The organism is Mycobacteroides franklinii (assembly GCF_001853795.1).
In the GTDB taxonomy this organism is placed as follows: Bacteria; Actinomycetota; Actinomycetes; order Mycobacteriales; family Mycobacteriaceae; genus Mycobacterium; species Mycobacterium franklinii.
Genome location: NZ_MLIK01000019.1, coordinates 1,705,407 through 1,729,107, shown reverse-complemented (window position 1 = coordinate 1,729,107; position 23,701 = coordinate 1,705,407). Strand labels below are relative to the sequence as shown.

The following is a 23,701-nucleotide window of genomic DNA, read 5'->3' as shown; positions in this document are numbered from 1 at the left end:
GTAGGACGCTCGCATCACCACGGTCGGTGCGGGCGTCCTCTACGCTCGCGTCATGGTGCAGTATCGCGATCCCGGCGCCATCACCTTCGAAGCGACGATCGAGAAGCCCGAGGGCCCCGGCGCGTACGTCGAATTTCCCTTCTCCGTGCTCGACACCTTCGGTGTCAAGGCTCGAGTGCCGGTACAGGCCGTGTTCGACGGATCGGTGAGCTACACAGGGTCGTTGGCACCGTACGGCGGAAAACACCTTCTCGGGGTGCGTAAGGACATCCAGGCGCAACTGGGCAAGGCACCCGGAGACTGTGTGACCGTCGAGGTCAGGCTCGATACCGACCGCGCTTAGACGTCCTGTTTCTCCTGCTGCACCGGCTCACCGTGGTGCACGAAGTAACCGAGCACCACGATCACGAACCACACCACACCCACCAGGACGGCGGTCCGGCCGTCATCGGTGAAGAACAAGAGCACCACCACCAGGGCCAGAAATGCCAGCGCCAACAGATTCGTCACCGGCGCACCGGGCAGCCTGTAATCCGAGGCGGGCAATTCACCGGCGGCAACCCGTTTCCGATAAATCATGTGCGAAACCAGGATTGAACCCCAGACAAAAATGATGCCGATGGTGGACACCGAGGTGATGTAGGCGAACGCCTTGTCGGGCGACAGCCAGTTGACGAATACGCCAATACCCATCGCGAGTGCCGAGAAACAGATGGCCAGCATCGGGACGTGACGCGAACTCAGCGCCTGCAGACCCGTTGGGGCGTCGCCGCGCTGAGCGAGGCTGCGCACCATGCGGCCGGTTGAGTAGATGCCCGAGTTACAGGAGGAAAGCGCGGCCGTCAGCAGGATGAAGTTCACGATGTTCGCGGCCTGCGGAATGTTGAGATACTCGAACACCGCCACGAAAGGACTCTCACCCTTGTGATAGTTCCGCCAGCCCTGGATCGACAAAATGACGATCAGCGCCCCCACGTAGAAGAGCCCGATGCGGAACGGCAGCGTGTTGATCGCCTTGCGCAGGGTCACTTTCGGGTTCTCGGCCTCCCCCGCCGTGACACCGACGAGCTCAACGCCGACGTAGGCGAACACCACGATCTGCAGGCTCAGCAGGGCCTGGCTGAAGCCTGTCGGGAAGAACCCGCCGTCATTCCAGAGATTGGCGACGCTGGGACCCGTCTCTGGCCCCAGGCCCGAAATGGGAAGCAGTACACCGATACCGATGATGATCATGCCGAGAATGGCCGTCACCTTGATCATCGAGAACCAGAACTCGGCCTCACCGAAGATCTTCACCGATATCAGGTTGGCCCCCAACAGGATTAGCAGCACAACCAGCGCTGTGACCCACTGTGGGATGCCGGGCCACCACCGTTGGATGTACACGCCGGCGACGGTTATCTCTGCCATACATGTTGTCGCCCACACCGCCCAGTACGTCCAGCCGTTGGCGAATCCGGCGAAACGTCCCATGAATTCCTCGGCGTATTCGGAGATGCTGCCCGAGACCGGCCGGTACACCAGCAGCTCGCCAAGGGCCCGCATGATCACGAAAATCGCCAGGCCCGCGACCAGGTAGGCCAAGATGAGTCCCGGACCGGCCTTCTCGATCGCGCCGCCGGCGCCGTAAAAGAGGCCCGTGCCGATGGCACCGCCGATCGCGATCATCTGCACCGTGCGGGCCGACAGGCCTCGCGAGTATCCGGCGTCGGGCGTCTCGGATTCGGAATTGGCAACGGTCATCCGGACATCATTGCGTGAGCAGACACTTATTGCACGGGAAACCCAGACACACCGTCCACAACTCGCGTGCAATTGCGTGGCCTGGCTAGGTATTTATGCGCTGAACCGACTTCTCTTACGTACATAGGCTTCTGGCATGCTCAACCCACAGTTCATCGGACGCGTGGCATTGCCGATATTCGCCGCGGTGTTTCCGTTCATGATCATCGCCGGACAACTCGGTCTGGACGTTTGTCGCTGGTGGATCGTCTACGGCACCGCGACCATGGTGGCTGCCCTGATGGGCATCACCACGTTCAGCATGCGCAATTCGCACGGCCCTGGGCTCGCAGTCAGCCCGGTTCTGGGCGTTCTTTTGGATAAGCCTGGCGGCACTCACCGCGGTGCAGGGCTTCTTCTACGCAGAGTTCCGCGACCAGTGCCCGGTACGTGGCCCAATCATCGCGATCGACGCGTTCCTCGAATGGCTCATCGCTCCCGTGATTCTCGTCGCCGTGGCCGGGAGTGCCTTGCGGCGCGCGTGGACCGCCGCAAGGCGAAAGGGAAAGGCCCCCGGGGTGTAACCCGGGGGCCTTTCTCCTGCTTGCGATCTAGCGGTAGTCGCTGTATCCGTAGTCGTCCAACGGCACCGCAGCACCGGTGTTGGAACCGAAGTCGGGGCTGTAGTACTGATCCTCGTACGACGGGATCGTGTACGCGGCAGCCCGCGCCTCTTCGGTCGGTTGCACCGAGATGTTGCGGTAGCGGTTGATACCGGTACCGGCCGGGATCAACTTACCGATGATGACGTTCTCCTTCAGACCATTCAGTCTGTCGCTGCGGCAGTTGATAGCCGCATCCGTCAGCACGCGAGTGGTCTCCTGGAAGGACGCCGCCGACAGCCACGAGTCGGTGGCCAGCGATGCCTTGGTGATACCCATCAGCACCGGACGGCCGGCCGCGGGCTCGTTGCCCTCGGCGACCACGCGACGGTTCGCGGTCTCGAACTCGCCACGCTCGGTGAGCGAGCCGGGCAGGAATTCCGTTGCGCCCGAGTCGATGATCGTCACGCGGCGCAGCATCTGGCGCACGATGACCTCGATGTGCTTGTCGTGAATCGACACACCCTGGCTGCGGTACACCTCCTGGACCTCGTTGACCAGGTGCACCTGCACCTGACGCGGACCCATGACGCGGAGCACCTCGTGCGGATCGGCCGCACCTTCCATGAGCTGCTGTCCGACCTCGACGTGGTCGCCGTCGGCCAGCGGACGCTCGGAGCCGTCTTCGTGCTTGAAGACGCGCAGACGCTGACGCTTGGAGAGCTTGTCGTAGACAACTTCCTCGCCACCGTCATCCGGGATGATGGTGATCTTGTAGAAGCGCTCGCCCTCTTCCAGGCGCACCCGTCCGGTGACATCGGCAATTGGCGCCTTGCCCTTGGGAACTCGCGCCTCGAACAGCTCGGTGACACGCGGCAGACCACCGGTGATGTCGTCACCGACGCCACCCTGGTGGAAGGTGCGCATGGTCAGCTGGGTACCGGGCTCACCGATCGACTGCGCGGCCACGATGCCCGCCGCCTCGCCGATGTCGACAAGCTTGCCGGTCGCCATCGAGCGGCCGTAGCACATTGCGCAGACCCCGGTACCGGTGGTGCAGGTAAGCACCGACCGAACCTTCACCGTGGTGACGCCCGCGGCGAGCAGCTTCTCGATCGCCGGGTCGCCCAGGTCGTGTCCACGCTCCACCAGCACGTTGCCGTCGGCATCCACCGCGTCAGCGGCGAGAGTCCGTGCGTACGCCGAGGTTTCGATGTGCGCATCGCGGATCAGCGTGCCGTCGTCCTGCTTCTCGGCGATGGTCACGTTGATGCCACGCTCGGTGCCACAGTCGTGCTCGCGCACGATGACGTCCTGCGACACGTCCACCAGACGACGGGTCAGGTAACCCGAGTCCGCGGTGCGAAGCGCGGTGTCCGCCAGACCCTTACGGGCGCCGTGCGTGTTGATGAAGTACTCGAGAACGGTCAGGCCCTCACGGAAGGAGGACTTGATCGGCCGCGGGATGTACTCACCCTTCGGGTTGGTCACCAGACCCTTCATGCCCGCCAGGTTTCGCACCTGGGTCATGTTGCCGGTCGCGCCGGACTTGGGCAGCAAGGTGATCGGGTTGTCCGCCGGGTAGTGCTCTTCCAGCGCCTTACCGACCTCGTCGGTGGCTTCCTGCCAGATCTTGACCAGCGCGTCGCGCCGTTCCTGCTGGTTCAAAGCACCACGCTGGTACTGCTTTTCGATCCGCTCCGCTTCCTTCTCGTAGCGGTCCAGGATCTCCGCCTTCTGCGGCGGCACCAGCACGTCGGCCATCGACACCGTCACACCGGAGCGCGTGGCCCAGTGGAAACCGGCGTCCTTGAGCTTGTCGACGGTCTGCGCGACCACGATCATCGGGAACCGCTCGGCGAGGTCGTTGATGATCGCCGACTGCACCTTCTTGTGCATCTGCTTGTTCACGAACGGGTACCCGTGGGGCAGCAGCTCGTTGAACAGCACGCGGCCCAGGGTGGTCTCGGCGATCCAGGCATCGCCTGGCTGCCAACCGTTTTCGAACAGCTCGGCCTCAACCTCGACCGGCGGACGCTGGTGGGTCAACCGCACCCGGATGGGCGCACGGACGCTCAGCGCACCACGGTCGAGGGCCATGATGGCCTCGGCGGGCGAGCTGTACACACCGACCTCCGGCTGATCCTTGGCGGCCGGCGCGTGTGCGCCGGTGTCGCCGGGGATCTCGGTGGTCAAGAAGTACAGACCGGTCACCATGTCCAGACGCGGCATGGCCAACGGGCGACCCGACGCGGGCGACAGGATGTTGTTCGAGGACAGCATCAGGATGCGAGCCTCGGCCTGCGCCTCCGCCGACAGCGGGAGGTGCACGGCCATCTGGTCACCGTCGAAGTCGGCGTTGAACGCCTCACACACCAACGGGTGCAGCTGAATTGCCTTGCCTTCCACCAGCTGCGGCTCGAAGGCCTGGATACCCAGGCGGTGCAGGGTTGGTGCACGGTTCAGCAGCACCGGGTGCTCGGCGATGACCTCTTCGAGGACATCCCACACCTGGGCACGCTGACGCTCCACCATGCGCTTGGCGCTCTTGATGTTCTGCGCGTGGTTCAGATCGACCAGACGCTTCATCACGAACGGCTTGAACAGCTCCAGAGCCATCAGCTTGGGCAGACCACACTGGTGCAGCTTGAGCTGCGGGCCGACCACGATGACCGAACGGCCCGAGTAGTCGACGCGCTTACCGAGCAGGTTCTGGCGGAAACGACCCTGCTTGCCCTTGAGCAGATCGGACAGCGACTTCAGCGGACGGTTACCCGGTCCGGTGACCGGACGTCCACGACGGCCGTTGTCGAACAGCGCGTCCACGGACTCCTGCAGCATCCGCTTCTCGTTGTTGACGATGATCTCGGGCGCACCCAGATCGATCAGTCGCTTGAGGCGGTTGTTGCGGTTGATCACACGGCGGTACAGGTCGTTGAGATCGGAGGTCGCGAAGCGGCCACCATCGAGCTGAACCATCGGGCGCAGCTCCGGCGGAATCACCGGCACCGCGTCGAGCACCATGCCACCGGGTGAGTTGGTGGAGTTCTGGAACGCCGCCACCACCTTCAGGCGCTTGAGCGCACGAAGCTTCTTCTGCCCCTTGCCACTGCGGATGGTCTCCCGCAGGTTCTCGGCCTCGGCGTCGAGATCGAAGGTCTGAATGAGCTTCTGCACAGCCTCGGCACCCATGGCACCGGTGAAGTACTCGCCGTAGCGGTCGACGATCTCGCGGTAGAGCACCTCATCGACGATCAGCTGCTTGGGAGCCAGCTTGGTGAAGGTGGTCCAGATTTCGTCGAGCCGGTCCAGCTCACGCTGCGACCGATCGCGAAGCTGACGCATCTCACGCTCGCCGCCGTCGCGCACCTTGCGGCGCACGTCGGACTTGGCACCCTCGGCCTCCAGCTCGGCCAGGTCGGCCTCGAGCTTCTGGGCACGGGCCTCCAGGTCGGCGTCGCGCTGATCGGCGACTGCCTTCTTCTCGACCTCCATCTCGGCCTCGAGCGTCGAGAGTTCGTTGTGGCGAAGCTCGTCGTCGACCGCGGTGATGACGTAAGCGGCGAAGTAGATGATCTTCTCGAGATCCTTCGGCGCCAGGTCGAGCAGGTAGCCAAGGCGCGACGGAACACCCTTGAAGTACCAGATGTGCGTGACCGGGGCGGCCAGTTCGATGTGGCCCATCCGCTCACGACGCACCTTGGCGCGAGTTACCTCGACACCGCAGCGCTCACAGATGATGCCCTTGAAGCGCACACGCTTGTACTTGCCGCAGTAGCACTCCCAGTCGCGAGTAGGTCCGAAGATCTTCTCGCAGAACAGGCCGTCCTTCTCGGGCTTGAGCGTGCGGTAGTTGATGGTCTCCGGCTTCTTGACTTCGCCGAAGGACCAATTACGGATGTCGTCCGCCGACGCGAGGCCGATACGAAGTTCATCGAAGAAGTTGACGTCGAGCACGTAAACTCCCTTTCCCCTTGCGGGATAGAAATCGGATTAGGCGAAGTCCTCAATGGACGCAGATTCGTTGCGAGACAGGTTGATTCCCAGGTTCGCGGCAGCGCGCTCCAGGTCCTCGTCGTCGCCATCGCGCATCTCGATGGCGGCGCCGTCCTTGGACAGCACCTCCACGTTGAGGCACAGCGACTGGAGTTCCTTGAGCAGAACCTTGAACGACTCGGGAATACCCGGCTCGGGGATGTTCTCGCCCTTGACGATCGCCTCGTAGACCTTCACACGACCGACGGTGTCGTCGGACTTGATGGTCAACAGCTCCTGCAGCGTGTACGCCGCACCGTAGGCCTGCATGGCCCAGCACTCCATCTCACCGAACCGCTGGCCACCGAACTGCGCCTTACCACCGAGCGGCTGCTGGGTGATCATCGAGTACGGGCCGGTCGAACGCGCGTGGATCTTGTCGTCGACCAAGTGGTGCAGCTTGAGGATGTACATGTAACCGACGGTCACCGGGTACGGGAACGGCTCGCCGCTACGGCCGTCGAACAGCCGCGCCTTACCGTCACCGTCCACCATGACCTCGCCGTCCCGGTTGGGCAGCGTCGAGGACAGCAGTCCGGTCAGCTCCTCCTCGCGGGCACCGTCGAACACCGGGGTGGCCGTGCGGGTGTCGGCCGGGGCCGACTGCAGGTCCTCGGGGAGGTTCTGCGCCCATTCGGGGTTGCCCTCGATGTTCCAGCCGGTCTTGGCCACCCACCCGAGGTGGGTCTCCAGGATCTGGCCGATGTTCATACGACGCGGCACACCGTGGGTGTTCAGGATGATGTCGACCGGGGTGCCATCGGGCAGGAACGGCATGTCCTCGACGGGCAGGATCTTGCCGATGACGCCCTTGTTGCCGTGGCGTCCGGCCAGCTTGTCACCGTCGGAGATCTTGCGCTTCTGCGCGACGTACACGCGAACGAGCTCGTTCACGCCGGCGGGCAGATCGTCGTCGTCATCACGCGAGAAGACGCGGATGCCGATGACCTTTCCGGACTCACCGTGCGGCACCTTCAGGGAGGTGTCGCGAACCTCGCGGGCCTTCTCACCGAAGATGGCACGCAGCAGGCGCTCCTCGGGGGTCAGCTCGGTCTCACCCTTCGGGGTGACCTTGCCGACGAGGATGTCGCCGTCGCGGACCTCGGCGCCGATGCGGACGATGCCGCGCTCGTCGAGATCTGCCAGCACCTCATCGGAGACGTTCGGGATATCCCGGGTGATCTCCTCGGCGCCCAGCTTGGTGTCGCGCGCATCGATTTCATGCTCTTCGATGTGAATCGACGTGAGCACGTCCTCTTCCACCAGACGGTTGGACAGGATGATGGCGTCCTCGTAGTTGTGGCCTTCCCACGGCATAACAGCCACGAGCAGGTTCTTACCGAGGGCCATCTCGCCGTTTTCGGTGCACGGACCGTCGGCGAGAACCTGACCGACCTCGACCCGCTGACCCTCGTCAACGATGGGCTTCTGGTTGGCGCAGGTGCCGTGGTTGGAACGGGCGAACTTGCGCAACCGGTAGCTCTGGCGGGTGCCGTCGTCGGCCATCACGGTGACGTAGTCGGCGGACACCTCTTCGATGACACCGGTCTTCTCCGCGATGACGACGTCGCCGGCATCGATGGCCGCACGCAACTCCATACCGGTACCGACCAGCGGGGCCTCGCTGCGCACCAGCGGAACCGCCTGGCGCTGCATGTTGGCACCCATCAGGGCACGGTTGGCGTCGTCGTGCTCGAGGAACGGGATCATCGCGGTGGCGACGGACACCATCTGGCGCGGTGAGACGTCCATGTAGTCGACCTCGGTCGCCGAGACGAACTCGACCTCGCCACCCTTACGGCGGACGAGGATCTTCTCCTCGGTGAAGCGACCGGTCGCGTCCACGGGCGAGTTGGCCTGCGCCACAACGTGGCGGTCCTCTTCGTCGGCGGTCAGGTAGTGGATCTCGTCGGTGACGACACCCTCGACCACCTTGCGGTACGGCGTCTCGATGAAGCCGAACGGGTTGACCCGCGCGTACACCGACAGCGAGCCGATCAGGCCGATGTTCGGGCCTTCCGGGGTCTCGATCGGGCACATGCGGCCGTAGTGCGAGGGGTGCACGTCGCGGACCTCAAGGCCGGCACGGTCACGGGTCAGACCACCCGGGCCCAGCGCCGACAGACGACGCTTGTGGGTCAGACCCGACAGCGGGTTGTTCTGGTCCATGAACTGCGACAGCTGGCTGGTTCCGAAGAACTCCTTGATCGCCGCCACGACGGGACGGATGTTGATCAGGGTCTGCGGGGTGATCGCCTCGACGTCCTGAGTGGTCATGCGCTCACGCACAACGCGCTCCATACGGGACAGACCGACCCGAATCTGGTTCTGGATCAGCTCGCCGACGGTACGCAGACGACGGTTACCGAAGTGGTCGATGTCGTCGACATCCACCGGCACCTCGACACCACCGGGAGCGGTCATCGAGGTCTGGCCCTCGTGCAGGCGCACCAGGTACTCGATGGTGGCGACGACGTCTTCCTCGGTGAGGGTGGTGGTGGTCACCTGAGCCGGGTTGGTACCGCCCAGGCCCAGCTTCTTGTTCACCTTGTAGCGACCCACGCGGGCCAGGTCGTAGCGCTTCTCCTTGAAGAACAGGTTCTCCAGCAGGGCCTGCGCGGACTCCTTCGTCGGCGGCTCGCCCGGACGCAGCTTGCGGTAGATGTCCAGCAGCGCCTCATCGGGACCGGCGATGTTGTCCTTCTCCAGGGTTCCCATCATGATCTCGGAGAACCCGAAGCGCTCGACGATCCGCTCGTTGGTCCAGCCGAGCGCCTTCAGCAGCACGGTGACGGGCTGGCGGCGCTTGCGGTCGATGCGCACACCGACGGTGTCGCGCTTGTCCACGTCGAACTCGAGCCATGCACCGCGGCCGGGAATGACCTTGACGCTGTGCAGGGTCTTCTCGGTCGACTTGTCGATGTTCTCGTCGAAGTACACACCCGGCGAACGGACGAGCTGCGAGACGACCACGCGCTCGGTGCCGTTGATGATGAAGGTGCCCATGTCGGTCATCATCGGGAAATCACCCATGAAGACCGTCTGGCTCTTGATCTCACCAGTGTTGTTGTTGATGAACTCGGCCGTGACGAACAGCGGGGCCGCGTACGTCATGTCCTTGTCTTTGCACTCGTCGACGGGTGCCTTGACCTCGTCGAAGCGCGGGTCGCTGAAAGACAGCGACATCGAGCCGGAGAAGTCTTCGATCGGCGACAGCTCAGTGAGGATCTCCTCAAGGCCGCCGGTCGGGTTCACCTCACCGCGTGCAGTCGCAACCTCGCGCCAACGGGGTGAGCCAACCAACCATTCAAAGGAATCCGTCTGCACATCGAGCAGGCCGGGAACCGCAAGCGGTTCACGCAGCTTGGCGAAGGAAAGTCGGTTGGGTGCCCCAGGTACGGAGTTAGTAGTTGCGTTATCGGTCTTAGTCTGGCGAGAGACTGCCAAGATCGGTCCTCCAGTGTTGCCGCGCATCTGCGATGTTTTGCGCAAGCAACGACCAAACACACACCCGATCGATCACAACACGAACCAACGCCGTCGTGGCGGGGGGAGGTGGGCAGGAGGCAGCCAGCGCAACGTCTAACAATAGCGTACTATCGCGCAGCCTTCAACCGCCCGGTCAAATCTGCGGATCAGCGCTGGCTGGCGGCCTCGCTGGAATCGCATGCGTCCGTGCTGCCAAACAGATTGACGCCTCGCACGCCGCCCGTCAAGAGATAGCGCCAGTATTTTCGGTGTTTCTTTTTGCCAATTTGATACCGGTACCACCGCCTTAGCCGGGCGCGACGGCCTCAACGGTTTGACCGGGCCCGCCGACGCGCCGATCGAAGCGCGATCGAACCCTCCGCGGACCCATGTCATCGGGGGCAAGCGCCCCGTGCCGGTCACACTCGCCCGATGCGGACGGGCACCCCGTTGAGGCGTGCCATCCCGGCAAGCGCCTCCAAGTCCTGCGGCTCGCTGGACATCAGCAGGTTCACATTCACGCCGGGGTTGGCATTGGCCGTCTGCCACGTCCCGCCACGGGTGTGGCCCCATCCATGCGGGACGGCGATGACACCGGGCAGGATGTCCTTGCTCACCTGTGCCGGAATCTCGATCTCGCCGTGTGCGGAGGTGACGGTGATCACGTCGCCGGTCGCGATTCCCAGCCGGTCGGCGTCATGGGCGTGTATCACCGCCCGTTGCGTCCGCCCGCCCCTCATCAGCAGCGGCACGTTGTGCATCCACGAATTCTCCGAGCGCGCCTCACGCATCCCGATGAGACGCATCGGCAGCTCCGGGTCGGCGCGCCGACGGCCAAGCTTGTCCAGTTCGGATTCAATGCCCTTGTGTCGCAGGCTAACCCGCCCGTCTCGCGTCGACACGGAACGCCCCAGGACCCCACCGGGCAGGTGATCGGCGAGCACCCTGCCATGCGGATAGTCGCGGACAAGGCGGGTGAAGGTGAGCCCACCGCGGCGCAGACCAAACCTGTCTCCACCCTCGGACATCCGGATCAGCGCATCCACCAGTGGACGCGGTCGCAGCCTCGACCCGAACAGGCTTGCCACCTTCCGCGCCCCCTGTATCACCGCAAGTAGCGGAGTCAGCCGCCACAGCCGGCTGAGCAGGTCGTCGATGATCTCCCATTCCTGCCGCGCCTGCCCCATGGGCGCCACCACCGCCTCGGTGGCCTGCCGAAATGGCGTTGGCTTCAGCGTTGCGAAGGGAACCATGAAATCGTCGCGTTCGTACATGGTGGTGGCCGGCAGCACGTAGTCACAGTGCGCCGTGGTCTCGTTGACGTACAGATCGATGCCGACCATCAAATCGAGCTTTTCCAGCGCTTGTTCGAGTTCATCGCCATTGGGCACGGACAAGACCGGATTGCCGGCGCCGACGAACAGTGCGCGCAGCTGGCCCGATCCGGGGGTGGTGATCTCCTTGGCCATGATTCCCGCCGGCTCGGACCCCAACACCGAGGGAAAACCGCCGATCCGGGACCTGCGACTCCGGTAGACCGACCCCAATCCGGCGCCCAGCACCCGCATCAACTGACGCTCCCCCGGCAGCCCGAACGAGCCGAACATATACCCGCCCGCGCGGTCCAGATTTCCCGCGACGAGATTGACGACATCAAGCAAATATGTTGTGAGCGTGCCGCTTTCACCCAAACACGTGCCGGTTCTGCCATACACGACAGCACGCGGTGTGGCGACCAGGCCCCGGGCCAACCCGCGCACCGTCGCCGGTTCTATCCCGGAATGCTCGGCGGTCAGCTCCGGGGCGAACGGCCTGACCAATCCCTCCAGCCAACCGACATCGTTGGCCTGAAGAGCGATCCGCTTCCTATCCACCAGGTCCTCGGTGAACATCACGTGCAGGAGGGAGAGCAACAGGTACACGTCACCGTCGGGCACGATCCCCAGCCACTCGAACTCGGCGGCCGTCTCAGTGCGGCGAGGATCGATGACCAACACGCGTCCCCCACGCTTGACCACCTCACGCATCTTGTCGCGCATACGCGGCATGGACACCCCGCTGCCATGGGAGATCACAGGATTGGCCCCCATCACCACCAGCAGGTCGGTGCGGCCGATATCGGGTACCGGCATGGTCAGCGAGTTCCCGTACAGCAGCTGGCTGGCGACGAATCGGTTATTGATGTCCTGCGAGCCGGCCGTGAACATGTGGAACTTGGCACCAAATCCGGCAATGGCCATCGGCAACCACATTGCGTATGAGTAGCTGAATGCTCCGGGATTGCCGTAGTACCAGCCGAGCGCGCCCGAGCCATGTCTGCGATGGATGTCTCGCACCCGAGCCGCGATATCGGCCATCGCGGTCTCCCAGTCCACCGGCTCGAATTCACCGGAGGCGGTGCGCCGCAACGGGGTGGTCACCCGGTCCGGGTCGTTGTGGATATCAGCGAAGGCAATGCCCTTCTGACATGCGAAACCCGCCGAGAGTGGGTTTTCCTTGTCGGGGCGCAGCGACAGCAACTTGCCGTCCTCGACGGTGGCGACCATGCCGCACAGCGGCTCACAAATACGACAGAAGGTTGTCTTCGTTTCGACTGTCATAGTCGGCACCGCTTCTATGCACGTCAACAGGGCTGACCCCTATTTGATAGCGCATGTTCTCAAATATCAACCCCTGAAGCACAGGGGCTGCCACTACCCCCGTACGGGCGGGATCTGCCCGGTCGGGGCGTCGTCGTCCGCCGTGTTGATGGTCTGCGTGGGCTGCTCGGCGTGCGGCGGCGCCAGCGTGGCCGTGGCGACACCCGTGGGCTCATCACCGAAGTCATGCACGTGGTACTGGTGGGTGCCGGCGAAGCTGTCCTGGATCGCGGCCTGGGCGTTCGGCGGAAGCTGGTGCATGATCTCGCGCACCCGCGCCTGGCGACGCCCGACGGCGGCACGTTCCGGCATACCCGGGGTGGCCTGGATCTGCGGCGGCACGCCCTCGATCTCCTCGACACCACCGTCGTGGTGCCCAGCGTCCAAGTGCGCCTGCTCCTCGGCCATGGTGGCCTCGTCCTTTTCCTCCGACATACCGATCGGCCCGATACGGCGGCCGTTCAGGAACTGCTTGATCACCGGCTCATCGCTGGTCAGCAGCACCTCGCGGGGACCGAACATGACGAGCTGGCGGCGGTACAGCATGCCCATGTTGTCCGGCACGGTACGAGCGATGTTGATGTTGTGCGTCACGATCAGGATCGTGGCGTCGATCTGCGCGTTGATGTCGATGAGCAGCTGGCTCAGGTAGGCGGTACGCACCGGGTCCAGGCCGGAGTCCGGCTCATCGCAGAGGATGATCTGCGGGTCCAGCACCAGCGAGCGGGCCAGGCCGGCACGCTTGCGCATACCGCCGGAGATCTCACCGGGGAACTTGGTCTCGTGGCCCGTCAAACCCACAACGTCAAGCTTCTGCATGACGATGTCGCGGATCTCGGATTCCTTCTTCTTGGTGTGCTCACGCAAGGGGAAGGCAGTGTTGTCGTAGAGGTTCATCGAGCCGAACAGCGCGCCGTCCTGGAACATCACGCCGAACAGCTTGCGGATCTCGTACAGCTCCTTGGAGGAGCACTCCATGATGTTGGTGCCGTCGATGTAGATGGCACCCTGCTCCGGTCGCAACAGGCCGATCAGCGACTTCAGGAACACCGACTTTCCGGTACCCGACGGCCCCAGCAGCACGCTGACTTCACCCGGCGGCAGAGACAGGCTGACGTTCTCCCAGATTCGTTGTGAACCAAAGGACTTGGTCAAACCCTCGACGGAGACTTCTGCACCCACCAGGCGATCCTTCCGCAACACGCGCACTTCACCACGAACCCGGCCAGGCTGTGGTTCGGATCACTTTAGCGTATGCCCAAGAACTGCATCGCGTTTGTGTCCAGACCGGGCCCGCTGACTGGCTAACTGTGATAACCAGCCACTACGCGTCTAGTCCGAGGTGGATTCGACGGGCGTCACGGCGGCGGAACTGCCGCGCCGGCGCTCCACGATGAGCAGCGCTCCGGCCAACAGCGCGACCAGCACGACGATCAGCCCGACGATATCGGCGAACACACTCGGATGCCCGAGGCCATAGCCGGTCAGCAGATCCACCTGCGCACGCTGCCGAACGAACTGGCCCAGCACGACTCCCAGCGCGGATGCCGTCACCGCCAGGCCCCCCACCACGGTCAGCTGCGCCGGTGAAACTCCGTGGAACACCGCATAGAAAAGGTAGACAGCCAACGTCGAGATACCGGCGCCGGAGAGCAGCAAGCCCAGTATCAATCCGCCCTCGGTGCTGGCAGCCTGCAGTTCGATCACGGTCGCCGCCACACCGGCCACCAGCAGGACCGCGCCCAGCACCGCGATGAGCGCGCGTTTGCCCGCGTCGATGAGGTATCCGGCGACCGGAGCGAAGACCAGCCCGGCGACAAAAAGTGCCAGCGGTGGCGCGTCGGAGGGCGCCAGTTCGCGATCGATCGACCACCACATCGCCGCATGGTCAAAGTCCGCGAACCGCACCAGGAACGTCAGCACGGTGATCGCCAGCAGTGCCGCCAATACCGCCGGGCGGGTGAGGACATCCGCGGCGATCAACGCTGCCGAACCCCTGCGCCGGGTCTGCGCGAAGAGCCCACCGAAGGCCCCCAGCGCGATGATCCCGAGGATCACCGCCCGCACCGGCGAGGACTCGTCAACCAAGAGCCAGGCCAGCGCGGACACACCTACCAGCCACAGCACCGCGCCGACGAGATCGAAAGTATCGAAGGTGCCGACGAACTCGCGGTGCGGCTGGGTAAGCACCACCACCAGCACCACGACCGTCGCAGCAAGGATTCCGTAGGTGATCGGGCGCCAATTCAGCGGTGAATTGATGTCCAGGACTTGGCCCGCCAACATGGCCAGCGGGTACATCGCCACCCAAAATCCCAGGGATAGCCCGCGGCCCTGCCTCGGTGTCGAATGCAGGACGATCAGCATGGAAGCCACCATCGTCAGGCCCGCGCCGAGGGCGGACACCAGCATCACCCAGGCAAGCAACGTGGCCGATCCCGGGATCAGTGACACCGCCGTGGACAGACCCAGAATCGCCAGGCCGGTGGCCAAGAAGGTGGTAGGCCGGAAGTGGTTGCCCAGCCTGGCGAACACGAGCAATGTCACCACAGCGACCACGTCGCCGGCGACGGTCGCCCATTCGATGGAGCCGAGGGCGTCATCACCCCGGTCCACTCCCCATACCGCCGCCAGACCGTGGTCCAGCATGGTCAACCTCGCCACGAACAATGCGGCGCACGCGATAACGACGTGCCGTACGGCCAGATTCATGTCACCTTCACCCTCTCGTCAGGTCACTCTATGGGCCCCAGCCACATTCGTCTTGCGATAGCAGGTATCGCGGGAGCAACCTATGGACCACCGGCGCCGGTTTTTCGCCGACCCCTGGCCCATCGAATCGCCCGGTACGTCAGCCATCCGAGAACGGCCAAAAGCACCAGCACCAGGACGAACGCCACCACCGGCACCGCCAGCGCGAGAATCGTCAGCACCAGCGAGGTGCCGTCCTCGGCAGTTGAGACCACCGGATTACCCACGCCGGCAGTGGTTCCGGTCACGAAGGGGCGCGCGACGGTCCGGCTGGCGTGCACGCTCCCCGCAGTGATGGCGCCGAGGATCGCGGCTACGGCCGGCGGCAGATTCGACGAGAGGCTCGTCTCCGCGGTGAACAGAATGGCTCCCGACGCGGGCGCGATGAGTGTGCCGACCGCGTGCAAGACGGAGTCCACGGCAGGAATTTTGTCGCCGATGAGATCGAGCACAAAAATCACCGCGAGGACAATGAGCGCTGGGGTAGAGGACAGCCAGCCATACGACGGGCCGAGCTCGATCCACCCGAGACGGTCGGCCGCACCCACCGCGAGCAGTGGCAGCCAGGCGTTCAGTCCGGCGGCACCCGAAAGCCCGAACGCTCCGAGGATGGCGCTGATGGCCGACGTGATCTCCATGCCACGAGTGTGACGCGGTCAGCGAGTTTCAGCGACGATTTGCCGACAGCCTCATGTTCGAGTGTCGAGTTGCACCACGAAGGGTGTCCCGCCCTCAAACCAGGCGCGATGCAGTTCGATGATTTTGCGCCGCGAGGGCAACCCCTTGCGGTGAAACAGGTTTTCGAGGTAATCGAAGGGGTGTACGGCGCCGCAGAACTGCGCGTGGGCCGGCCCATATGCCGGGTCGCCCGGCGCGATCGGCCGGGCCACCCCCTCGTATGTTCCATCAGTGAGCCGCAACCGCGCCCGAGGGTTCGCCTGAATGTTCTTGACCCACAAGGTGTGCCGGCCCGTGATCGCGACCAGGTACACACTGCCCCCGTCGCGCACCGCCTTGACGTAGGTGACGCGCGGGCTTCCCGTTCTTCTGCCGATGGTGGTCAGTACACCGACGCCGCGGGGCACTCGAATCGCGAACTACGGCCGATGTATCGCGTGCAAGGCGCTGGCGAAACGACGGCGCTCAGACAGCGGTGCTGCTGTCGTGTCCAACCCGGGCATGCGTTCGAAGACGTATCGCCCGTCCGTGTAGCACAACGACTCCGGCAGCGGGCCGTTCATGACCGAGCCGCTCCCGCGAAGACATCGGCCATGGTCTCAGCGGGGGTCCCAGTTGCCGTGGAACCCTGCCGGAACTCGCTGCGGCAGATGCACTGTGGCCATCAGATCCAGGCTGCCCGCATCAAGAAGTAGCAGCTGCCCCTCATCGGACCGACGGTCAACGGCGAACCCGATCAACACCCCGTCGTCCTCACTGGCCGCCGTCGGATTCGGGACGAAGGACATCTCCCCCAGCACGATTGCGGGATCCAGACGGCTCGAGACACTGGAACCGGTCTCGTAGTCGTACTTGACGATGCTGGCCCCTGCCGCCTCCCCGGTGCCGAAGAAGTTCTCCACATCCGGCAGGTAACCGTAACGGTGCTTCTTGCCCGTCAAGGTCTCGTTGATCCGCGGGAACTCGAGATGCCGATCATCCTTACGATCCATGTGTACCGTGCCCTTGGCCAGGTCGATCGTCCAGCGATCGAGCTGCCCCCTGGCGTCACTGGGCCCCAGCACATCCTGGGAAAACATCGAGTCATACCGCACGAGATCGATCACGATGACCTCCGAGCCATTGCGCATTTCGGAGTACCCGTTGAGCGGGTGGAAGACGTAACACGGGTCGATCTCGAACCAGCGCACGGGGGCTCGCCGGGAGGGATCATCGCCATCGCGGGGCATGACGCCAATCCGGGCCGGGTACTTGGTGTTCCACGAATACGGGATGGACGGGGAATTGCCGGAGTACTGGCTGGCCTTGGCCGCGATGGGACCGGGAATCTTGACCTTGCCGATAAGTGAGTTCATCACGATCTGGGCCGGCTTACGCAGCAATCGCGGCACGGGCACCGACTGGCTGATCATCGACATGTCCAGCGTGACCGGCAGATCGTAGAAAACGACATACTTTTCGGTGAGGGTGAAGTCGTGCATCATCGGTGCGCCGTGCACCTGGATGTCGACGGTCCGCCGCGCACGGCCGTTGGTACCGATAACGGAGTATTGGACGGTGCTTCCGCGCGCGAAAGAGTATGAGACGGCGTGCATTTCACCGGTGTCCGGATCGGTGTGCGGGTGTGCGGTATACCCGCCCGGCAGGGTGCCGTCAAAATCGCAGGTGCCGATGGTGTCGAGGTCTTCGGTGAGCTCGTAGTTCGCGATACCCCCCTCGACCAGCGCGAGCGTGCGTCCGGCGTGGCCAAGCACATTGGTGTTCGGCCCGATCACTCCCATGCCGGCGCTCATGCTGATCGCGGACGGGCGTGCCTCACCGAGCGTCTTGCTGACCGACGGCGTGCGGACCCAACGGTTGCGATACCACTGCGCCTTGCCGTCCCGCAGCGAGAGTCCATGCACCATCGCATCCCCGCTGAAGAGGTGATACGTGGCCGGGTCGACCTCGGCAGCCGGGTTGGGGCCGTTACGCAGATACCTGCCGTCGAGGTGATCGGGCACGGTTCCGGTCACCTCCAGGTCCACGCTGTCCATCTCTTCCTGGACGGGCTCCCAGATCCCGGTCAGGTAGGGGCTCGTGCTGGCGGCTGGTTGGGCTGTGGTTGTCATCGCGTCCTCCGGGGCTGGCTGGCATAACGCTGTTATTACGACGTTATGGTGAACCTACTCCCGTTGTGCGAACATGGCAAGACCATGAGTTCATCTGTGCCGCGAAATCGTCCGGAGACCGACGGGGCCGTCGCCCGCAATCCCCGGGTCGACCTTGTCTCCGCCGCGGTGCAACTGCTGAACGAGCAGGGCCCCGACGCACTGCAGACTCGCAAGATCGCCGCCGCGGCGGGTACCTCCACCATGGCGGTCTACACCTACTTCGGCGGCATGCGCGAGCTGATCGCGGAGGTAGCCGAGGAGGGGCTGCGGCAGTTCGCCGAGGCGCAAGCCATCGTCGAACAGTCCGACGATGTGATCGCCGATCTCATGCTGACCGGAATGGCCTACCGCCAGTTCGCCATCGACAGTCCGCACATGTATCGGCTGATGTTCGGTGTCACCAGCGCGCACGGCGTCGACGCGCCCCGCAGGAACATGTTCGACACCTCGCACGTGACGCCGGAGCACCCGAGCGCCGCCTACCTGTTCCGTTGTGTGCAACGCGCAATGGCGGCGGGGCGCATCGATGGCTCCCCCGACGACGCCGCGAAGGTCGCGGCCACCGCCGCCAAGTTCTGGACCATCATGCACGGGTTCGTCATGCTGGAGCTGGCCGGTTTCTGGGGTGAAGACGGCGCCGCGGTGGGCCCCGTACTGGGCTCCATGACCACCGATCTCCTTATCGCCCTTGGCGATACCCCCGAACGGGTGAACAGTTCGGGGGCTGCCGCCGCGGCTCGGCTCGCAACGTCGATCCAAGGCGCCCAGAAGATTTCGTAGGCGGCCGGGCACCTCGTCGAGTGTGCGGATTGTGTCGATTTTCCGCGGATTCTCGACCGGATCCGCACATTCGAAAACGAATCCGGCCCCGGAAGTCCTTCCAGGTTCAGAAGGACGTCCGGGGCCGGACTGTGAAAGGTGCTGCGAACTACTTGACGGTGACCGTCGCGCCAGCGGCCTCGAGCTTGCCCTTGGCGTCGTCGGCGGCTTCCTTGGCGACCTTCTCCAGCAGCGGCTTCGGGGCGCTGTCGACCAGGTCCTTGGCTTCCTTCAGACCCAGGCCGGAGACGATCTCGCGCACAACCTTGATAACGCCGATCTTCTTGTCGCCGGCGCTCTCCAGGATGACGTCGAACTCGCTCTGCTCTTCGGCAGCCTCGGCAGCCGGGGCAGCGCCACCGGCGGCGGCGACGGCGACCGGAGCGGCAGCGGTGACCTCGAAGACCTCTTCGAAGGTCTTGACGAACTCGGACAGCTCAAGCAGCGTCAGCTCCTTGAAAGCATCGATCAGTTCCTCGGTGCTCAGCTTTGCCATAATGTTGGTTCCTTCCTTGATTTACAACAGGTTTGGGTTGATACAGGCGCGTCAGGCAGCCGATTCCTCGGCGGCCTTCTTCTCCTGCAGGGCGGCGGCCAGGCGTGCAACCTGAGACGCCGGGGCGTTGAACAGCCCGGCGGCCTTGGCCAGGTTGCCCTTCATCGCGCCAGCCAGCTTGGCCAGCAGCACCTCGCGCGATTCCAGATCGGCGATGCGCTCAACCTCGGCAACTGACAAAGCACGGCCATCCATGTAGCCGCCCTTGATGATCAGAGCCTTGTTATCTTTCGCGAAGGTCTTGATGGCCTTCGCAGCGTCCACGGGCTCACCCTTGATGAACGCAATTGCCGTCGGGCCGCTGAACAGTTCGTCCAGACCCTCCACACCGGCTTCCGCAGCCGCACGCTTGACCAGCGTGTTCTTGGCGACGGAATAGGTGGCGGAGGTACCGAGGGTGCGGCGCAGGGTGCCCAGGGCGGACACCGACAAGCCGCGGTACTCGGTGATCACCGTGGCAGTTGAATCCTTGAACTGCTCGGTGATCTCGGCAACGGCGGAGACCTTGTCAGTCTTGGCCATGTATTGCCTCCTCATCTCGTTTCGGTCGCTGCACCTAGGACAAGACGGTCTGAAATCGAGAAGGCGTCTGAAATGACGAACGCCCCGACGCAGACAGGTCGGGGCGTGAAAATCCACGGACTTTTGATCCGCGGGTCTTACCTCGTCCTCCTGCGTGGGCCGTCAGGACGAGTCCTGAACCTTCAACCTCGCGAGAGGTGACCGACGGTCTTCGGTGGAGCTGGATCAGATTACCGCAGATGAGGGTAATCATCCAAAACGGCCCGAAACTCCCGTGGTATCCAGGAATGGTGCCGCTGTCCTCTGAAGTCCCGACGCGATCGGGCATTGCCCGCAACGGCGATGTCGAGCTCTTCTACGAAGACCTGGGCGACCCCCAGGATCCCGCCATCATCCTGGTGATGGGAGTGGCTGCCCAGCTGCCCATGTGGCCCGATGGCTTCTGCCGGCGGCTACTCGACCACGGCTATCGGGTGATTCGGTTCGACAACCGCGATTGCGGGCTGTCCACGAAGCTGGACGGGCACAAGGCGCCGGGATCGGTGCAGCGCCGGGTGGTCCGCTATGCGTTCGGTATGGGCAGCGAGGTCCCGTACACGCTCGTCGACATGGCCGAGGATGTCCGCACCCTCATCGACCACATTGGCCTGGACACAGTGCATATCGCGGGCGCCTCGATGGGCGGCATGATCGTGCAGGTCTTCGCCGGCACCTACCCCGAGCGCGTCAACTCGGTGGGAATCATCTACTCGGCGAGCGGTCGCCCGTTCTCGCGCCTGCCGTCCTGGCAGTTGATCAAGACCGCCATGAACACCCCCGGCAAGAACGCCACCGCCGAGGAATGGCTCGAGTTCGAGGTGAACACCGGCATCGTCTACAACGGGCCCGATAATCTGCCCTCCCGGGAGGCGCTGCGGCAGCGCATCCTCGAGCACAGGGCCCGCAGCGACTACAAGGTCGGCACCGTGCGCCAATTCGACGCCATTCTGGGCACCGGCAGCCTGCTGCGCTTCACCCGCGCCATCACCGCACCGACCGTCGTGATCCATGGCCGCAACGACCCCCTGGTGCCGTATCAGAACGGCCGGGTGGTGGCCAAAAACATCCGCAACGCACGTTTCGCCCTCATCGACGGGATGGGACACGATCTGCCCGAACCTGTGTGGGAGCCCGTCACCAGCGAGTTGTTGGCAACTTTTGGCTGCGGCACCTCCCACTCGCGGGGGACTGCGTACAGGACTGAATAGGGCAGCACGGGCATGATGCGGCACACTTGCATTTCATGACTGCGCAAGATCGGTCCGGCCGGAGCGTGAGTGAGGGCCGCGGACGTCAGGTTGCACCGCTCGGGCGCGTGGCACTTCTGTCCGAGGCCGCGCGGCTGGGCACCACCGGCTGGCAGGTCGCCCGCACCGCCGGACGCGTGCTGGGCAAGCTCGGTAAGAAGGGCAGCCTCGAGCAGAAGTTCATCGCCGAGCTCCCCCAGACCTTCTCCGATCTGGGTCCCACGTACGTCAAGCTCGGCCAGATCATCGCGTCCAGTCCGGGCGCCTTCGGCGAGCCACTGTCACGCGAGTTCCGAGGGCTGCTGGACCGCGTCCCGCCCGCCGATCCCGCCGAGGTCCGCGAGCTCATCATCGGCGAGCTGGGGTCCGAACCGGAGAAGCTGTTCGCCTCCTTCGACACCGAACCGTTCGCGTCCGCCTCGATAGCCCAGGTGCATTACGCCACACTGCATTCCGGCGAGGACGTGGTGGTCAAGATCCAGCGTCCTGGAATCCGGCGCCGGGTCGCCGCCGACCTGCAGATCATGAAGCGTGGCGCGGCGCTACTGGAACTCGGCAAGGTGGGCCGCATGCTGTCCGCCCGCGATGTGGTGGACGACTTCTCCGGGAACCTCTCCGAGGAACTCGACTTTCTCGCCGAGGGTCAAGCCATGCAGACCTGGGTGGAACATCTGCACACCTCATCGCTCGGCAAGAACATTCGGGTGCCGGATGTGCATTGGCATTACACGACGTCCAGGGTGCTCACCATGGAGCGGGTGCACGGCATCCGCATCGACGACGCAGCGGCCATTCGCAAGGCCGGATTTGACGGCACCGAGTTGGTGAAGTCGCTGCTGTTCTCGGTATTCGAATCCGGTCTGCGCCAGGGCTTGTTCCACGGCGACCTGCATGCGGGCAATCTCTTGGTGGACGACGAAGGCCGCATCGTGTTTCTGGACTTCGGCATCGTCGGGTTCATCGATCCGCGGACTCGGTGGCTGTTGCGTGAATTGATCCATGCGCTGCTGGTCAAGAAGGATCATCGCGCCGCGGGCAAGATCGTGGTGCTGATGGGCGCCGTCGGCAACCCAGGGGACGCCGACAAGGGCACCCGGGACATTCAGGCGTTCGCCACTCCCCTGACGACGAAATCGCTTGGGGACATGTCTTATTCGGATATCGGTAAGCAGCTGTCCGCGCTCGCCGAGCAGTATGACGTCAAGCTGCCGCGTGAGCTGGTGCTCATTGGCAAGCAATTCCTGTACGTCGAGCGCTACATGAAACTGCTGGCACCGCGCTGGCAGATGATGGAGGACCCGGAACTCAAGGGCTACTTCGGCAATTTCATCGTCGACATCAGCCGTGAGCACAACCGTGAGGGAGATATCTGAGATGACGGCCAGCACCGCCAAAGTTGGCGAAATCGAGTTGTGCTACGAGGAATTCGGCAACCCGGCTGACCCCGCCGTGCTGCTCATCATGGGCATCGGCGCGCAGATGGTGTTCTGGCGCCCCGAGTTCTGCCAACAGCTCGCCGACCAGGGCTACCGCGTCATCCGATTCGACAACCGGGACTGCGGTCTGTCGACCAAATTGGACGGGGTGCGCGCCGGCGGGGGCTCGCTGCTTCCCAGCATGGCGAAATTCCTTGCCGGAGTGAAGATCACCGGCACCGCCTACACGTTGGTGGAAATGGCCGGCGACGCCGCGGGCTTGCTCGATCACCTCGGCATCGAACAAGCCCACATTGTGGGCGCGTCGATGGGCGGCATGATCGCGCAGGTATTCGCCGCCGAGCATCCCGAGCGGACCGCAACGGTCACCATCATCATGTCGAGCAACAATCAGCCGTTCCTGCCGCCGCCCGGACCACGCCAACTGATGGCACTGCTGAAGCCTCCGCCCGTGGGCGCCACCCGCGAGCAGGTCATCGCCAACAGCGTGCAGGTCGGCCGGATCATCGGTAGCCCGAAATTCCGCCAGTCAGAATCGAAGTCGTATCTGCATGCCGCCGAGTACTACGACCGCAGCTATTACCCCAAGGGATTCTCCCGGCAATTCGCCGCGATCATGGGGACCGGCAGCCTGGTGCCGTTCGACAACCGAATCACCGCCCCCGCACTGGTTTTGCACGGCAGGGCCGACAAGTTGATGCGCCCTTCGGGCGCGCGCGCCATCGCCCGGGCTATTCCGGGAGCGCGCCTGGCGCTCATCGACGGCATGGGTCACGACCTGCCCGAGCCGCTGTGGAGCCGAATCATCACCAAGCTCACCGAGACCTTCGCTCGATCGGAGCCCGCAGAGGATGAGTCGGAGTCCGAGGCCGCGGGTCGCTAATTAGCTCCCCTAGGGAACGACCTTCACAAGCCCGAACTGGTCGTTAATTCTGCGCGCATCCCTTGTCGCTGCCGTGATCGTGCTCTAGCCTCGGCACGGGACACCCAGCCACTATCAGATCCGATCTACCGCACGCGCGCCGTTCGGGGCA

The 23,701-nt window shown here is 64.1% G+C and carries 16 protein-coding genes; 5 read left to right on the top strand and 11 right to left on the bottom strand.

The window, feature by feature from the left end; genetic code table 11:
- Positions 1-52 precede the first annotated feature (52 nt).
- Complete coding sequence (locus BKG76_RS15985; protein WP_070938480.1) at positions 53-343, top strand: DUF1905 domain-containing protein; 291 nt, start codon at positions 53-55, stop codon at positions 341-343.
- Here the strand turns inward: BKG76_RS15985 and BKG76_RS15980 are convergent.
- From BKG76_RS15980 to BKG76_RS15935, 9 genes are all read right to left on the bottom strand, one after another.
- Complete coding sequence (locus tag BKG76_RS15980; RefSeq protein WP_070938479.1) at positions 340-1,743, bottom strand: amino acid permease; 1,404 nt, start codon at positions 1,741-1,743, stop codon at positions 340-342. The genes BKG76_RS15985 and BKG76_RS15980 overlap by 4 nt on opposite strands.
- A 590-nt stretch (positions 1,744-2,333) precedes the next feature.
- Positions 2,334-6,281 carry a DNA-directed RNA polymerase subunit beta' gene (locus tag BKG76_RS15970; protein ID WP_070938478.1) on the bottom strand — a complete coding sequence of 1,316 codons (3,948 nt, stop codon included), beginning with the start codon at positions 6,279-6,281 and terminating at the stop codon, positions 2,334-2,336.
- A 36-nt stretch (positions 6,282-6,317) separates the two neighbouring features.
- On the bottom strand, positions 6,318-9,833 hold the full coding sequence (rpoB, locus tag BKG76_RS15965; protein WP_109420769.1) for a DNA-directed RNA polymerase subunit beta: 3,516 nt from the start codon (positions 9,831-9,833) through the stop codon (positions 6,318-6,320).
- 413 nt (positions 9,834-10,246) lie between these two features.
- Positions 10,247-12,427 (bottom strand): molybdopterin-dependent oxidoreductase, encoded by a 2,181-nt coding sequence (locus BKG76_RS15960; RefSeq protein WP_070938477.1) that lies wholly within the window; start codon positions 12,425-12,427, stop codon positions 10,247-10,249.
- 93 nt (positions 12,428-12,520) lie between these two features.
- Positions 12,521-13,648 (bottom strand): ABC transporter ATP-binding protein, encoded by a 1,128-nt coding sequence (locus BKG76_RS15955; RefSeq protein WP_070939282.1) that lies wholly within the window; start codon positions 13,646-13,648, stop codon positions 12,521-12,523.
- A 150-nt stretch (positions 13,649-13,798) separates the two neighbouring features.
- The gene (locus BKG76_RS15950; protein ID WP_070938476.1) at positions 13,799-15,178 is read right to left on the bottom strand and encodes an MFS transporter; all 1,380 of its coding nucleotides are present in this window, start codon (positions 15,176-15,178) and stop codon (positions 13,799-13,801) included.
- A gap of 80 nt (positions 15,179-15,258) precedes the next feature.
- The gene (locus BKG76_RS15945; protein WP_070938475.1) at positions 15,259-15,855 is read right to left on the bottom strand and encodes a DUF4126 domain-containing protein; all 597 of its coding nucleotides are present in this window, start codon (positions 15,853-15,855) and stop codon (positions 15,259-15,261) included.
- Between the two features lie 51 nt (positions 15,856-15,906).
- The gene (locus BKG76_RS15940; RefSeq protein WP_165611521.1) at positions 15,907-16,302 is read right to left on the bottom strand and encodes a nitroreductase family deazaflavin-dependent oxidoreductase; all 396 of its coding nucleotides are present in this window, start codon (positions 16,300-16,302) and stop codon (positions 15,907-15,909) included.
- 192 nt (positions 16,303-16,494) lie between these two features.
- The gene (locus BKG76_RS15935; protein WP_070938474.1) at positions 16,495-18,006 is read right to left on the bottom strand and encodes a carotenoid oxygenase family protein; all 1,512 of its coding nucleotides are present in this window, start codon (positions 18,004-18,006) and stop codon (positions 16,495-16,497) included.
- Between the two features lie 45 nt (positions 18,007-18,051).
- On the opposite strand from BKG76_RS15935, the gene BKG76_RS15930 reads away from it, so the two are divergent.
- Positions 18,052-18,828, top strand: a complete 777-nt coding sequence (locus BKG76_RS15930) for a TetR/AcrR family transcriptional regulator (RefSeq protein WP_083338060.1) — start codon at positions 18,052-18,054, stop codon at positions 18,826-18,828.
- Positions 18,829-18,976: 148 nt separating this feature from the next.
- Here BKG76_RS15930 and rplL read toward each other — a convergent pair whose 3' ends face one another.
- Together rplL and rplJ are read right to left on the bottom strand one after the other, a co-directional pair.
- Entirely contained in the window at positions 18,977-19,363 is a 387-nt protein-coding gene (gene rplL, locus BKG76_RS15925; RefSeq protein WP_070938473.1) for a 50S ribosomal protein L7/L12, read from the bottom strand.
- Between the two features lie 51 nt (positions 19,364-19,414).
- Positions 19,415-19,945, bottom strand: a complete 531-nt coding sequence (gene rplJ, locus BKG76_RS15920; RefSeq protein ID WP_070938472.1) for a 50S ribosomal protein L10 — start codon at positions 19,943-19,945, stop codon at positions 19,415-19,417.
- A gap of 287 nt (positions 19,946-20,232) precedes the next feature.
- Here rplJ and BKG76_RS15915 point away from each other — a divergent pair, with 287 nt between their 5' ends.
- The 3 genes from BKG76_RS15915 to BKG76_RS15905 all read left to right on the top strand — a co-directional run bounded on the left by BKG76_RS15915 (position 20,233) and on the right by BKG76_RS15905 (position 23,550).
- Complete coding sequence (locus BKG76_RS15915; protein WP_070938471.1) at positions 20,233-21,192, top strand: alpha/beta fold hydrolase; 960 nt, start codon at positions 20,233-20,235, stop codon at positions 21,190-21,192.
- 107 nt (positions 21,193-21,299) lie between these two features.
- Positions 21,300-22,604, top strand: coding sequence for an ABC1 kinase family protein (locus tag BKG76_RS15910; RefSeq protein WP_083338123.1), 1,305 nt, complete (start codon positions 21,300-21,302; stop codon positions 22,602-22,604).
- A gap of 1 nt (position 22,605) precedes the next feature.
- Positions 22,606-23,550: an alpha/beta fold hydrolase gene (locus BKG76_RS15905; protein ID WP_070938469.1), complete on the top strand. Its 945-nt coding sequence runs from the start codon at positions 22,606-22,608 to the stop codon at positions 23,548-23,550.
- The last annotated feature ends 151 nt before the right edge of the window (positions 23,551-23,701 follow it).